The 13,707-nt window shown below is 50.6% G+C and carries 13 protein-coding genes, 1 tRNA gene and 1 pseudogene; 7 read left to right on the forward strand and 8 right to left on the reverse strand.

Translation table 11 applies throughout. The annotated features are described in order from the left end of the window. Together PPL9_RS22315 and PPL9_RS22320 are read left to right on the forward strand one after the other, a co-directional pair. The coding region (locus PPL9_RS22315) for a type III secretion system chaperone (protein WP_082597041.1) at nt 1–438 on the forward strand (438 nt) is incomplete at its 5' end. Further along, nucleotides 435–1,268 (forward strand): Rho GTPase-activating protein, encoded by an 834-nt coding sequence (locus PPL9_RS22320; RefSeq protein WP_057464793.1) that lies wholly within the window; start codon nt 435–437, stop codon nt 1,266–1,268. The genes PPL9_RS22315 and PPL9_RS22320, both read left to right, overlap by 4 nt. Before the next feature lie 71 nt (nt 1,269–1,339). Here the strand turns inward: PPL9_RS22320 and PPL9_RS22325 are convergent, their stop codons facing one another. Next, nucleotides 1,340–2,185, reverse strand: a complete 846-nt coding sequence (locus PPL9_RS22325; RefSeq protein ID WP_244271721.1) for a lytic murein transglycosylase — start codon at nt 2,183–2,185, stop codon at nt 1,340–1,342. A gap of 420 nt (nt 2,186–2,605) precedes the next feature. On the opposite strand from PPL9_RS22325, the gene PPL9_RS22330 reads away from it, so the two are divergent. Further along, entirely contained in the window at nt 2,606–3,559 is a 954-nt protein-coding gene (locus PPL9_RS22330) for a BMP family ABC transporter substrate-binding protein (protein WP_244271724.1), read from the forward strand. A gap of 405 nt (nt 3,560–3,964) precedes the next feature. Here PPL9_RS22330 and PPL9_RS22335 read toward each other — a convergent pair whose 3' ends face one another. Continuing rightward, entirely contained in the window at nt 3,965–5,044 is a 1,080-nt protein-coding gene (locus tag PPL9_RS22335) for a PLP-dependent aminotransferase family protein (protein ID WP_208989558.1), read from the reverse strand. 91 nt (nt 5,045–5,135) lie between these two features. Here PPL9_RS22335 and PPL9_RS22340 point away from each other — a divergent pair, with 91 nt between their 5' ends. Next, a complete protein-coding gene (locus PPL9_RS22340) occupies nt 5,136–5,732 on the forward strand; it encodes a LysE family transporter (RefSeq protein WP_057464796.1) in 597 nt (198 codons plus the stop codon). A gap of 5 nt (nt 5,733–5,737) precedes the next feature. Here PPL9_RS22340 and PPL9_RS22345 read toward each other — a convergent pair whose 3' ends face one another. Then, the gene (locus PPL9_RS22345) at nt 5,738–6,700 is read right to left on the reverse strand and encodes a nucleoside hydrolase (protein ID WP_057464797.1); all 963 of its coding nucleotides are present in this window, start codon (nt 6,698–6,700) and stop codon (nt 5,738–5,740) included. 226 nt (nt 6,701–6,926) lie between these two features. Here PPL9_RS22345 and PPL9_RS22350 point away from each other — a divergent pair, with 226 nt between their 5' ends. Continuing rightward, entirely contained in the window at nt 6,927–7,205 is a 279-nt protein-coding gene (locus tag PPL9_RS22350; RefSeq protein WP_057464798.1) for a metal-sensing transcriptional repressor, read from the forward strand. Nucleotides 7,206–7,252: 47 nt separating this feature from the next. Next, nucleotides 7,253–8,563, forward strand: a pseudogene (locus PPL9_RS22355) (MFS transporter); the annotation flags it as partial. A gap of 21 nt (nt 8,564–8,584) precedes the next feature. Here the strand turns inward: PPL9_RS22355 and PPL9_RS31530 are convergent. Then, nucleotides 8,585–9,343, reverse strand: coding sequence for a class I SAM-dependent methyltransferase (locus PPL9_RS31530; protein WP_082597044.1), 759 nt, complete (start codon nt 9,341–9,343; stop codon nt 8,585–8,587). 91 nt (nt 9,344–9,434) lie between these two features. Then, on the reverse strand, nt 9,435–10,097 hold the full coding sequence (locus PPL9_RS22360) for an OmpA family protein (protein WP_057464799.1): 663 nt from the start codon (nt 10,095–10,097) through the stop codon (nt 9,435–9,437). A 338-nt stretch (nt 10,098–10,435) separates the two neighbouring features. Between PPL9_RS22360 and PPL9_RS22365 the strand changes: the two genes are divergently transcribed. Next, on the forward strand, nt 10,436–12,256 hold the full coding sequence (locus PPL9_RS22365; protein ID WP_057464800.1) for a carboxylesterase family protein: 1,821 nt from the start codon (nt 10,436–10,438) through the stop codon (nt 12,254–12,256). Nucleotides 12,257–12,338: 82 nt separating this feature from the next. On the opposite strand, the gene PPL9_RS22370 is transcribed toward PPL9_RS22365, so the two are convergent. The 3 genes from PPL9_RS22370 to PPL9_RS22380 form a co-directional block, all read right to left on the reverse strand. Then, a tRNA-His gene (locus PPL9_RS22370) sits at nt 12,339–12,415 on the reverse strand. Nucleotides 12,416–12,646: 231 nt separating this feature from the next. Continuing rightward, entirely contained in the window at nt 12,647–13,150 is a 504-nt protein-coding gene (locus PPL9_RS22375; protein ID WP_057464801.1) for a phasin, read from the reverse strand. Nucleotides 13,151–13,452: 302 nt separating this feature from the next. Next, nucleotides 13,453–13,707 (reverse strand): phasin family protein (locus PPL9_RS22380; protein ID WP_161831419.1); only part of this gene is annotated, 255 nt, incomplete at its 5' end.

Here is a 13,707-nt window from a genome sequence, read left to right on the forward strand (position 1 = left end):
GGGCGAAGGATTGGCCTTGATGGACTGTGTTTGGATGAAGACAACACGCTCTTGCTTGGACTGGAGCAAGAACTCTTCATGACTGTGCAGTGGCGCGATGAGACGCAGACACTCTTGTTTAATGCAGTGTTGTGTACGCAGCCTTGCGATGATCAGGAGAAGATGAAGGCTCTTATGCAGACGAACTGTGTTCTCACACACGGACACGGCATGAGCTTCAACCTTGATCCGGCGACAGACCATATCAACCTGTCTCAAGTGGTTAGCATTACCGACAAATCTTCCTTCACGCTGCAAGAAAAGCTGGATCTGTTCATTAGCACCTCTGCTGCCTGGCATGAGCGATTGAGCAGCACTGTCCCTCTTCAAATGGACTGGCAACATTCTGCCAGTGTTGCAGACGAGTCTTCTTTTGAAACTTTGGGTATGAGAGTATGACCAATATTAGCCTTTCACATTTTCAAAGCGCAGCCGAAAGCGTTGCTATTAGCGGTAACCTGAACCAGAAGCTGACTGTTACAGACGGCGGCGATCTGCAAACCCGTGAGGCCAGCTCCACACTTGCTGGGAAGCTGGTTTCCTGGCACAAGCTGAGCTCTTCTGAAGGCACTGCCAAAGCTCAGGATCAGGGCGCATTCCGCACTGCTTTGCAAGATAAGTTTGGCAAGGAGCTTGGTGAGCAGGCTTACAAACACGCCTGCACAGCTTGCGGTTACACCGATGGCAAAGCCCACAGCTTAACGGCCGAGCAGATTTCTTTCGGTATTGACTTTGCAGCAAGACAAGAACTGCACAAGCATGAAGCTGTAGCGCAGAACAAAGACATCATTCAGCATTTTGCTAATAACCCAGAAGAACTTAAAACTCCGGGCATTGTTCGTGTTCCAGGGGCTAAGTCTGCAATCAACAGTTTGATCAAGTCCAGAGACGCAGAAGCCTTGGAAGGCACATCAGCTCACACACTTGCATCTACGTTCAGACAGAACCTTCGCGATAATTTGACGGAAGCAGACTCGCAGATTGTTCTCGGGTTCGTAGAACAGTTCAAGCAAGACAACAGCAAGTTACCCCAACTCGGAGAGCTGCCTGAGCTTGTTCAGGATGCCGTTCACTTCGCAAAAATGGTCGAAGAACATAAAGGCGCTAATAGCATGTCAGCAAGTAATCTTGGTATTTGCTTCGGCCCGAGCATATCAAAAAATGGCGATATGCAGCTTGCAGGGCCTTTGAATCAGTTCTTCACTACATTGATAACGCAGGCTGACTAGTAGTCATCACTCAAACAAAAAAGGCCGCTGAGACAAAACTCAGCGGCCTTTTTTCTATCTCTCTGGCTGGATTACTTACTTAGTTTTTCAGCCATGATCTGGATTGTTTTGACATATACGCCAGCGCGGTTCCAAGAGCGGATCACCTCATAGTTAGGTGTGCCCGGTCCCCAAGGTTGACCCGGCCGCCAACCGTAAGACATGAGGAAATGCGCGGTGGAAGCCAAAGTATCTGAGGTGTTGTACAGCAGATCCCGTTTGCCATCGCCGCTGTAGTCAATCGCGAACTTGATGTAGGAGGATGCGAGGAACTGGGTCTGACCCAACTCACCTGCCCAGGCTCCCTTCATTTCGCTCGGCTTCAAGTCGCCCTTCTGGACGATGAGCAGCGCATGATAGAGCTCGTTGCGGAAGAAATCAGCACGGCGGCAATCATAAGCCAACGTTGCCAGAGAGCGTATGGTGCTCATATTGCCTATGCCACGACCATAACCAGTCTCAAGCCCCCAGATGGCGGTGATGATCTCACGCGGAACGCCAAATTCGTTCTCGATGCGATTGAAAAGCCGATCGTGCTTTTTCATCAACTTGCGGCCCTTATTAATGAGCGCATTGTTGACGCGGAGCTTGTAAAACTCGTCGAAGCTGAGTTTGAAAGATTTCTGGTTCCGGTCATACCCAATCACCTTGCGGTTATAGGTTATGCCATTCAAGGATCTGTTCAAAGTTGCCTTTGAAATGCCCTGAGACTGAAGTGTCTTTTTATAGGACGCCAACCAGCGGTCAAAGCCTGCCCCTGTATCGCCACAGGTTGCAGCTTGAGCAGAAGACACGCCTAGCAACACCAGACCAGCGCCAAGTAATAGCCCGGCTTTTCTGGTTTTGAACTTAACCTTGTCAATAAATGATTCGAACACCCCAAACTCCTGCATGTTCACTAAGCAATTTTGATCGTTCTAACGAATAAAAGTAGCCAAATTGGCGGATAACTGAAAATTTTTGCAGTCCTAATATATTTATTCGCATTTTAACCTTGATCCTAACACCGGCATGTGTCCAACTAAAGGCCGTACACATAACTGTTTTCAACATGCCTGATCGTTTTGGACAACCTATAGGCGCATAATTAAGGACAAGCTAACACTTAGCTGGACTTACGCAGGGGAAGCTATGCACTTAGACGTTCACCTCAATGAGGTGAGTCTCCAGGTTGGGATTTAGTGGTGAAGACAGACTTGGGGACAGGGCAACGTAAAGGTTTCCCATTGGGATATAACGGAGGAATGGGTATGAAATCCATCAAAACCATCGCTGCAACTGCAGTATTGGCAGCAGCAATGAGCACAACTGCTATGGCAGCGGACTTTAAGCCTGCAGTTATCTTTGACATGGGCGGCAAGTTCGACAAGTCATTCAACGAAGCTGCCTATAATGGTGCTGAGGCTTTCAAGGCTGAGACCGGTATCGAATATCGCGAATTTGAGATCTCCAACGCTTCCCAGCGTGAGCAGGCTCTTCGCAACTTCGCTCGCCGTGGCATGAACCCAATCGTAGCGATGGGCTTTGCGCAGGCTGCTCCAGTTGAAAAAGTTGCTAAAGAATTCCCAGATGTCAGCTTTGCTATCATCGACTCTGTTGTAGATCTGCCAAACGTACGTTCTGTTGTCTTTAAAGAGCAGGAAGGTTCTTACCTTGTTGGTATGATGGCAATGCTCGCATCCGAGACCGGCAAGGTTGGCTTTGTGGGCGGCATGGACATTCCGCTGATCTCCAAGTTCTCCTGTGGTTACAAGCAGGGTGCACTGACCACCAACAAAGACGGTGAAGTCTTCGCAAACATGACTGGTACTACTCCAGCTGCATGGAACGATCCGGTTAAAGGCGGTGAGCTTGCTAAGTCTCACTTCGCACGTGGCGCAGACGTAATCTTTGCTGCTGCTGGCGGTACCGGCCTTGGTGTTCTTCAGGCAGCTGTTGATGAAGACAAGAAGTTCATCGGCGTTGACTCCAACCAGAACCACCTGGCTCCAGGCAAAGTGCTGACCTCCATGGTTAAGCGCGTTGACGTAGCTGTTGCAAATGCATTCATGGATGCAAAAGAAGGCAACTTCACAACTGGCATCCAGTCTCTTGGCCTTGCTGAAGACGGTGTTGGCTATGCAATGGACGAAAACAACGCTCCACTGGTTAGCGAAGAAATGAAAGCAGCTGTTGAAGCAGCTCGCGCAGACATCATTTCCGGCAAAATCACCGTTCATGACTACATGAGCGACATGGCTTGCCCATACTAAGATTTGCTTAGTATGCTGGCTTAGGTCAGATATTAGCCTCTGCCTGAACACAGGCAGGGGCTTTTTTATGCTCTACCCCACCATTGGCCTTGGGGCTTGTATATCTTCCAGATGTTCGATTGATGCTTTCAGAAGAGATATCGCTTCTTCAAAGTGCTTATGATGCGCGATCGTTGACAGGCTGACCCGCAATGCGTTGATGTCTGTGCGCGGCATAGCCTGAAAATTGCGATGTGACAGCACTTCCACGCCTCTCAAAAGAGCCGCTTGCGCCACCAGCTCCGCACTTTGCTGCTGGGGGAGTTGCAGCCATGTGAAGAGTTTCTCCTCACCCCCTTGCAGCGTGTTGTCCGGAAACACCTCTTTTATGTACTGATAGCGCTGTCTGAGAACTTCTCGTTTTCTTTACAGAGTTTCTTGCAGTTCCCCACCTGCAATCCATCTGGACACGATCTCTACATTGAGCGGTGCTGCCATCCATGTGCTTTCGCCGATGGCATTGGCAAAAGCCGTTTTGACATTGCCCGGCACATGGATGTAGCCGGTGCGCAACCCGGCTGACATGACCTTGGACGGGGAGCCGATCAGGACAGTGTTCTCGGGCACCAGCTCCAGAAAGCTCTTCTGCTTGTGAGAAATGAAGGGCGTATAGGGATCGTCTTCAATAACGGTGAGGTTGTGCTTTTCAATCACAGTTGCCAGTCGCTGGCGCTCGCCGTTACTCAATGTATGAGTTGTCGGATTTTGTGCGTTCGGTATCAGAAAGACGCCGCGGATATCATGTTTGGTGCAAGCATCCTCCAGCGCCTCAGCAGACATAGCCCCCATATGCCCGTTCTCATCCCGTTCAGCTTCGATAGGTACAATTTGCAGGCCCAGAGCCGGTAGAACAGACAGAATGGGCGGATAGATCATCTCGTCTACTGCAATGGCATCGCCTCGGTTGAACATAGCCAACATGGCGATCTGAATGCCGTGTTGCGCCCCGCATGTAATCAGTGTCTGACTGGCATTTGCCGGTGCGCCATAAAACTCTGAGAGAAACTGAGCACCTATCTCCCGATGATAGAACGTTCCCTCAGACGGGCCATATTCGTTCAGGGAGTTGACCAGAGGATCATCGCTCAATTCTCTGAGCATTTGGCCCAGATCCGGGTTCAGGTGAGCGAGGCCCAAATTGCGAGCTAAATCATAGCTCTGAATGCCTTCGGTGTTGGGCATCAGCATCAGCGGTGAGTGCACATTGGCGGTCTTGGCAACGAATGTGCCCCTGCCCGTTTCTCCCCGCACCAGCTTTCTGCGCTCAGCCTCGGCATAAGCCCGCGTGATTGTACCAAGCGTTACTCCAAGCTGATAGGCAAGCTCGCGCTGAGGCGGAAGCTTGTCACCTTCCACAAGGCGGCCAGTTTGAATGTCTTGTTCCAAAGCCGTTGCAATACTTAGGTATTTTGGGCTTGAGAGCTTGTTTGGGTCAGGCTTCCACATTGTATTCATAACAATAAAGAGATTGATAGATACGATCGATACAATAATTTAGCACATCGTGTAGATTGTATCAATTGACTGGAATAACAATATGGATTGGGCAACACTCAGCGCATTCGCGATTTTTGTAGCCATTATGACCGGCACTCCGGGGCCGGGAAACCTCACTTTCATGGCGATTGGTGCCAGCGCGGGTTATCGCACTGCTTTTCCGGTTATCATTGCAGCAGAGCTGGGCAGCCTTCTGCTCAACCTCTGTGTGGCTTTCGGACTGGGACAGTTGATGGCGCGTGGGGGGCTGATGGTCAACGCCTTCAAGTTTACCTCCATGGCCTACATGACCTATCTGGCCTGGCGCATTGTGCAGTTGAACATCAAGCCAAAGGGCGAAGTTAGCTTGCCGACATTTTGGGAAGGTTTGCTCATTCACCCACTTAGCCCCAAGACCTGGGCAATGAGCCTGGTGGCGTTTAGCAGCTTCTTCGCGGCCAATGGTATGGGGCTTTATGAGAATGCTGCCATCCTGACAGCTGGTTTCTTGATCGGCGGCATGATCTCTCACAGTGTGTGGGCAATGGTTGGGGTTTCAATTCTTAAGGTGATTGGCGAAGGCGCTTTGATGCGCGGCATCACAATAGCTATGGCAATCGCGATGCTTGCAGCAACTGCATGGTCCTTGCTGCTCTAATGTTTTCACTGGTGGCGCGAGGCAAGCGCTGCCAGTGTTCCTTCCAATATACGTTCCACTTTAGGGCGGTCTGCCCGCTCCATGATGCCGATAATAGGTGCCTGCGTTTTACCCTCATGATCCAGAATGGTCGCACCGCGGGCAAACTCACCACCTGTTTCAACGAGTACACCGCAAACAATGGTTCGGGCTATAACCTCAGAGTCCAACAGAGCAGCAGCAGCCAATGGATCAGGCAGGATCAGAAGGTCTTCGTGGTACCACGTCTTGCCACGCTCTCGCATGAACGTACACATATGCTCTGCAAACTTGGCTGGTACCGTATCACCCAAACGCTCAAATATACCATCGACCACATCCCCCGGGAGGGCATCATGGAGGCTTGGTTCCCATGGAATGAGCGTTGTGTTGATCGCCTGCGAAAACACTGCTTTTGCCGCTTCCGGGTCGCAGAGGATGTTGAACTCAGCGGCAGGCGTAACGTTGCCGCGTCCGTGGCAGGTTCCACCCATAGACCAGATGCGATCAACTCCTTCGACCAGATCCGGCTCCTCGCGCAAAACTTCTGCCAGATTTGTGAGTGGTCCAATGGTCAAGATCTGAAGTTTTGGCCCACCCAGCGCAGCTTTGCGCAGAACATCCCGAAGAGCATTGTGCGCTGTCTCACCTGAATGCCTCAGGAGATGTTGGGGGCGTTCCACACCGCCTAACCCGTCTGGTCCATGAACATAAACAGCATCAATACGCTCGCCGGAAATTGGATCAGAGGCGCCTTTATGGACGGGGATGTCTGCATTGCAGATGGCGAGCGTGTCCAGAATGTTCTTTGTTGCCTGCTCCAGATCGACATTGCCGAATGTAGTCGTGATGAAGTCTATCTTCTTGCCTGAGCCGATGAGCATCATGAGTGCGATGGCGTCGTCAACACCACCATCCGTGTCCACTGCAAAAACAAAATTATCCGGCACGTCATTCTCCTGGCACGCCTTGTTGGCAGTGCATATCCATCAATCAAACTCAGTTTCAGCATTCTGCGTTGGTGAGCAAGCCCTCGTTTCCTCAGGTCTTCAGGCCACCCTGCTGTCATCCGTTTGTCGCGGACGATACCACGAAGGGTTATTCAAATGATTTAACTGCACATTTGTTAAACTCAGTCGACTTGCAATATCCCCCTAGGGGGGATAATAGTGAGACATGACTGAAAAGCGCACACACCAGTCCCATCCGGGAATTGTTAATCGCCTAAAACGCGCTGACGGGCACCTCAAATCCATTATCGGGATGATCGAGGATGGTCGTCCATGTGTGGAAATAGCTCAGCAACTTCATGCGGTTGAGAAAGCTGTCATGCAGGCAAAGAAGACCCTGATCTACGATCATCTCGACCATTGCCTCGACGACACAGTCAACAATCCGGATGCAAATTCCGAGCAAACGATTGAAGAGTTCAAAGCAATCTCCCGTTACCTCTAGGGGGATATAGTCAACTCAAGAAAACAAGAAGCCAAAGGAGTTTCCGCGTGCTGTCCGTACTCGCGAACCGAACCTATCGCCACCTGTTTCTTGCTCAAGTCATTGCCTTGTTTGGTACTGGTCTTGCCACTGTCGCCCTGAGTCTTCTGGCGTTTAACATCGCCGGAGAAGACGCTGGTTCAGTGCTTGGAACTGCCTTTGCGATCAAGATGATTGCCTATGTTGGGCTGGCCCCGATTGCAGCTGCGTTTGTTGAACGGTTGCCGAGACGTGCTGTGCTGGTGGGGCTGGATCTCATCCGTGCGGCAGTTGCTCTTGCGCTGCCGTTTGTGACTGAGATCTGGCAAATCTATCTGCTTATCTTTGTGCTGCAGTCCGCTTCAGCAGCCTTCACGCCCGCATTTCAAGCGGTTATTCCTGACGTGTTGCCAGAAGAGAAAGACTACACCAACGCTCTGTCATTGAGCCGTCTTGCTTATGATCTTGAGAACCTGCTCAGCCCGACGATTGCGGCTGGCTTGCTGTTGGTGATCAATTTTCATGGTCTGTTTGGTGGTACGGTGATCGGTTTCCTCGCCTCTGCTGCACTTGTCGTTTCCGTGACTTTGCCAAAGCTCAAACCTGTCGAGAACCAGCGTACAGTCAAGCGCATGACGCAAGGCACTCGTATCTATCTCAGTACCCCTCGCCTGCGCGGAATGCTTGCTGTTTATCTTGCTGTCGCGGCTGGCGGGTCCATGGTGATTGTGAATACGGTGGTGATTGTACAAGGCACGTTTGGCCTGCAAGCTGATGATGTTGCCATTGCTCTAGCTTGTTTTGGTGCAGGCTCCATGATTACAGCGCTCAGCCTTCCTAAAGTTCTGGAGCGTTTTAAAGACAGAAGCGTCATGATCCTTGGCGCCAGTATCATGGCCGTTTGCCTCAGCTTCGGGTTTATGTTGAGCAGCTTTACGCAGTTGCTTCCGCTCTGGTTCCTGATGGGCCTTGGCTATTCCGCGGCACAAACACCATCAGGCCGGGTTTTACGACGCTCTGCGAGAGGTGGAGATCTTCCGTCGGTGTTTGCAAGCCAGTTTGCGCTCAGCCATGTATGCTGGCTGATTGGCTATCCAATGGCTGGCTGGGTTGGTGCTCGTCTGGGCATACCGATCAGCTTTCTTTTCATGGCGGTATTGGCGTGGATCAGCGTTTTCGCTGCAATGCTGCTGTGGCCGAGCAAGGATGCAAAGAAGTTGCGACATTCCCACGAGGACCTGCCAGACAATGATCCTCATTGGTCAAAGGGCGTCGACAAGGTAGGCAAGAGCCACGTGCATGAGTTCAAGATTGACGACCTACACACACGATGGCCTAGCAGCCTATTAAGCAGTTGTTGCTCAGAGACGGCCCAGCCGCATTGCGATGGGCCAACTGATCTTGCGGAGTTGCTGAGGATCTCCCCAAAGGCTGGTCAACTCTTTTGCAAAGCTTTCCATCAGGCTTTGCTTGCCAGCCTTTGCCGCTGCTTTGACAGAGGACCACGTGCGCACGTAGCCGAGGAACTGCTCCAGCGCCCAATCCCGTTCAATAGACATCTCCGGATACTCCAGCTCCTGAAACGGGAACTCAAAACTGGCGTATCCGCTGTCGACGTGCTGGCGCTCTGGTGGCCAATAAAGGCCGGTTTCATCGTAATAGAACTGGCGAAAACGGGTATTGCATTCGGCATGATTGATGGAAAGAACACCATAGCTGACGAGTGCGAGCACACACCCTGGCGCACCAACACGCCTGACTTCCTCATAAAAACTTGCCAGATCAAACCAATGCGCAGCCTGTGCAGCGACAATCAGATTAAGGGACGTATCTTCAGCTGAGCAGTGCTCTGCCGGTTCTACTGCAAAGCAAATGTTTGGAACGGGTGCTGCGTTTTCAATTTGTGAGGCGCTGATATCTGCGGCAAGCACCTTCCTGAAATGTTTGGCAATCATGCCACTGAGTTGACCATTCCCGCAGCCAACATCCAAAGCCAGATTGTGCTGCTGGCATTGTGAAGCCAAAAACTCAACAAGCTCTGCAGGATAGGTTGGGCGGTACTTTGCGTAGCTCTCTCCAGCATTCTGGAAATGTGATGCAGCCAGATTTTCCTGTGTCATGTGCAAGCCTCCCCTATTGACGGTGGGAGACTAACAAAAAACGCGGCCCCAGTAAGGGACCGCGTTCTAAAACTTTTGCCTGTCTGAAAGATTAGTTCAGTGGAGACAGGATGATCTCTACACGGCGGTTCTGCGCGCGGCCAGCTTCGGTTGCGTTGGACGCGATCGGGCTGGTCAGGCCGTAACCTGCTGCGGAGATGCGTGCACCGTTTACACCCTGATTATACAGGTAGTTGCTGACGGAGTCTGCGCGACGCTGAGAAAGCTGTAGGTTGAACTGAGCGGACCCAGTGTTGTCGGTGTGGCCGTAAACGTTCAGACGTGTCTGCGGGAATTCTTTCGCAACAAGAGAAACACTGTTGAGGACCTGCATTGCGCGGGAGGACAGAGTTGCCTGACCAACAGCGAAGGTCACATCGTTTGGCATGTTCAGTACGATCTGGTTGCCGTTACGAGTTACGGAAACGCCAGAGGACTGGAGCTGCTGACGAAGCTGTGCTTCCTGACGGTCCATGTAGTTACCGATACCACCACCGATCAGGCCACCAGCAGCAGCACCAACGAGCGCGCCTTCAACGCGAGCGCTTTTACCGCCAGCGATTGCGCCGATGAGTGCGCCAGTGGCTGCACCAAGGCCTGCACCGCCTGCCGTTTTGGAAACGCGGGACTCACCCGTGTATGGATTGGTTGTTGTACATGCTGCAACGGAAAGGCCGAGAACAATAGCAAACGCGGCGTGCATCAGTTTTTTCATTTAAAATTCTCACATCGTAATTTTTGAGGGTCAGATGAATCACAATGAATCTGCCCCCTATCGAACATTAACCCTATCAAAAGCCACTGGGCGCCTAATACAAGTGCCCAATGAGACAGTGTCCTTGAATTCCACCGGATTTGTCGCTGAAAACAGCCATTTTTATTGGTTTGTGATGGTAGTCACACAAATCATCACTGAATTAAACAAAGCCTTTTGACACTCAAAAATTTGCCACAATTTCCGCAAGGCAATTTAAAGCATGCTGTTTAACCCCGTTTTTTCCTAAAAGATGAAGACTAAGGGAAGCCCAAAAACAAACAAGAAGGTGGGGTTCCATGAAAACGGTGCTTGTCCTTGCATTCAGCATTCTCAGCATGACGTGGTCATTTGCGCAAAGCCCAAACGCAGATGACCAGCTGCTTTTTGCCCCTGACCAGCCAGCACCGCCTGAGCAGCCCTGCATCACTCTCAGCAACAAGAAAATCCTTTGCGGGAAGGCTGATGATGCTGGAAGCCAACTTCTCAGCGTGTTCAAGGGCGTGCAGTATGGGCAAGCGACGCGGTGGCAACCCTCCAGTGTGTTTGATGAGTATGAGCCCAACGGCTACGAGGCCTTGCAATACGGAGCTCGTTGCCCTCAGCCGATCTGGAATCCAAAAGATCAGCTGCGCGGTGAAGAAGACTGCCTTTATATGAATATCTGGGCACCGGCTGATGCTATCAAGAACCTCAGCAAACTGCCTGTCATGGTGTTTTTCCATGGTGGTGGTTTTATGGCTGGAGGAGCAGACAAGGCCTATCACGCTGCCGATAAAGAGATCATCGAGCTTTATTCTGGCAAGTCGTTTGCTGCTGATCAGAACATTGTGCTCGTGACAGTCAACTTTCGCCTTGGCATTCTTGGCACTCTGGCGACTGACGGGATCACCGGACAAGAGCCTTCCAACGGTGGCAATTACGGCTTGCAGGATCAGCAGACTGCACTGAAGTGGGTGCAGAAGCATATTTCATCATTTGGCGGAGATCCTGAGCAGGTCACGATCTTTGGTGTGAGTTCCGGCGCGATGGCTGTTGGCCTACATATGTTCAGCGCTGATAGCTCTAAGGATCTGTTCCGCGCTGGCATCATGCAAAGCAGCGCATCTGCCTATAAGTATCGCAATAAAGAGGAAGGGCGTGACCTCTTCTACTTCTATCTAAAATGCCTGAGAGCTGTCATTCGCAATCCAGACTCAGATGAATGTGCGTTAACAGCACAGCTTGATGATCTGGAAAAAGCGAATACGCGACAAATTCTTCTGGCTCAGGCTTTGCTTCAGGATACGCTCTTCAAAAAAGGCGTGTTCCTGAGTGCCCTGCCTGGCAGCATAGCCTTTTCCCCCATCATTGATGGCAGTTTCCTTAAAGAGCAGCCCAATGTGCAGATGGAAAAGGGTAATGAAAAGCCCTTGATGTTAGGCTTTAACAAGAACGAAGGCGTTCTGTTCGCGAACTTTATTGACGCGACCGGGAAGCTAAACGCTGTAACTTTCAATGGGATTTTGGGCCGTGATTACGAAAACCCGATGTTGATTGTGGGCCGCGCTGGGTATGGCGCGCAAACTCCTGCTGCATATGGCTTGCGCCCGAAGACACCGGCCACGGCTCTTTCCAACCTGATTGGGAATTCAGTGCTCACCTGCCCTACTATGTCCGCCAACATCGAGCGGGAAAAGCCGAGCGATAACACGTGGCTTTATTTCTTCGCGCAGACATCTGTCGAGAACATGGAAAAGCCACCTACAAACCCGAAGGTGAATAATGCTTGCGGCCCACACAACCAGTGGGACAACGCCTGTCACGCTTCGGAATTGCCATTCGTATTCAACACTATGCCGCCGGATGCGACACAAGAAGACAAAGACCTTGCTGTGAAGATGAACGCGCTTTGGGCGCAATTTGCAAAGACACCCACAGAGGGACCATCCAAAGACTGGAAATTGTGGAACTGGCCGAAAATCGGCAACCCATCAAACTTCAATGTCCTGCAGGGTGCGAACATCGAGGCAACTTATGAGGATCTCTTTGAGCAATCCGATTGCGCGTTCTGGCTTGGGGAAGTTATTGAAAGGAATGCAAACGCCATTCTTATTCCCAAGCAGATACCTGAGGAATAATCCAGTCTTTTCAAGGAAATAAGGAAAAGAACTGGCGAAGCAGATGATCTCAACTATCTCACTAAAGAGCCTTAAGAAGAGATGGTACAGACGAGTGGATTCGAACCACCGACCTTCGGAGCCACAATCCGACGCTCTAACCAACTGAGCTACGTCTGCTTGCCAGTGGCGCGGAACATAGGTAGAATTTTTAAGGTTGGCAAGTCCCTTGAAACATCAAAATGAAAAAAGTCCACAACACTGATAAAAAATCGCCAGTTACACACTGCAACTAGGTGGTTTCACTCTGTTTTTCAGAGGCTTAAACGCAAAATCCTCCCGCATGAGTTGCAAGTTGCTATGCAATCCAATCGGGAGGATATGTACGTTCTTGAAAAAATTTAGCCGGAATTATGCCAGCTTCATATCTTTCATAGATTTGTCGAAAGCTTCTTTTGCAGGCTGAGACATCGTGGTCGCAAGTTTCGTTGCAGTTTCCTGCATCTCTCTCACCTGTTGGCTCATCGCATCATACTGTTTGCGGCTGTAAGAAGACTGAAGCTCGATTGCTTCAGACAAGCTCTTCACACCGAACATGTCGCGAATGTGAGAGAACGCAGCTTCGGAATTGTCTTTCGCTGCATCGACAGCTTTCAGATTGATTTCCATGAAGCTGTCACGTGTCACTTCCATGGTCTCTTCAAGCATTGCAGATGCTTCTTCAGAAGCAGACTTCACTTTGGCATAACCTTCACGCGCCTGATCAACGCTCTTTTCAGTCATTTCCTGGATAAATGCAGGCACTTCCATCTTGTTCATCGCAAACACCTCATTCTCTACAGATTTGGCAGCTTTTGGAGCAGCCTGTTCAGTTTTCTTCTCGGATTTAGCAGTATCAATTTTCGCAGTAGTCATTTGGATTGCTCCTTATCGTCTTGGGAGAAACATAAAGGATCAAGGGGGAGAGAACCGTCTCCCCTTAGGTCAACTTGAGATTAATATAGGAGCTATTTTGTGCATTGCAACATTATTTTGCAGCGCAACAATATCGATTGCGCTTAAGCTGCTGAAACGAAGAAGAAAACTTTTTTATTCTGGTGGTGCAAATCGCGAGTTTGCAGCGGTGGGTTTTAATGGCATACCTCGAACGAGGCGTTGATACGCCTCATTCCGCCGTTGTTTGGGCAGGAATCAGCCCCCCTTAAAACCAAGGCTCCTCAGAAGTCTCCTGCTTTTTTTGCTGCATCCTTTACAGCGCGGGAGGCTTTCTCACCCATCTCTCGCATTTGTGCTCCACTTTGCTCCATCTGCTTGTGCAAGTACTCTTGCTGCAAGCCCACAAGCTCTTCCATATCGCGCGCCTGAAACATGCGCTGCGCTAAAGCGTTTCGATCAAAGTTTGAATCTATGAGATTCCCCAAAACTTCGATTTGTGATTCACTCTGTTCGGGAGGATCACAGCATGCCAGCAC

Source organism: Pseudovibrio sp. POLY-S9 (genome assembly GCF_001431305.1).
Classification (GTDB): domain Bacteria; phylum Pseudomonadota; class Alphaproteobacteria; order Rhizobiales; family Stappiaceae; genus Pseudovibrio.

Coding starts and splice junctions, on each gene's coding strand:
- PPL9_RS22320 (WP_057464793.1), top strand. CDS start 435: ATGACCAATATTAGCCTTTCACATTTTCAAAGCGCAGCCGAAAGCGTT.
- PPL9_RS22350 (WP_057464798.1), top strand. CDS start 6,927: ATGACTGAAAAGCGCACACACCAGTCCCATCCGGGAATTGTTAATCGC.
- PPL9_RS22375 (WP_057464801.1), bottom strand. CDS start 13,150: ATGACTACTGCGAAAATTGATACTGCTAAATCCGAGAAGAAAACTGAA.
- PPL9_RS22365 (WP_057464800.1), top strand. CDS start 10,436: ATGAAAACGGTGCTTGTCCTTGCATTCAGCATTCTCAGCATGACGTGG.
- PPL9_RS31530 (WP_082597044.1), bottom strand. CDS start 9,343: ATGACACAGGAAAATCTGGCTGCATCACATTTCCAGAATGCTGGAGAG.
- PPL9_RS22360 (WP_057464799.1), bottom strand. CDS start 10,097: ATGAAAAAACTGATGCACGCCGCGTTTGCTATTGTTCTCGGCCTTTCC.
- PPL9_RS22330 (WP_244271724.1), top strand. CDS start 2,606: ATGAGCACAACTGCTATGGCAGCGGACTTTAAGCCTGCAGTTATCTTT.
- PPL9_RS22335 (WP_208989558.1), bottom strand. CDS start 5,044: ATGTGGAAGCCTGACCCAAACAAGCTCTCAAGCCCAAAATACCTAAGT.
- PPL9_RS22340 (WP_057464796.1), top strand. CDS start 5,136: ATGGATTGGGCAACACTCAGCGCATTCGCGATTTTTGTAGCCATTATG.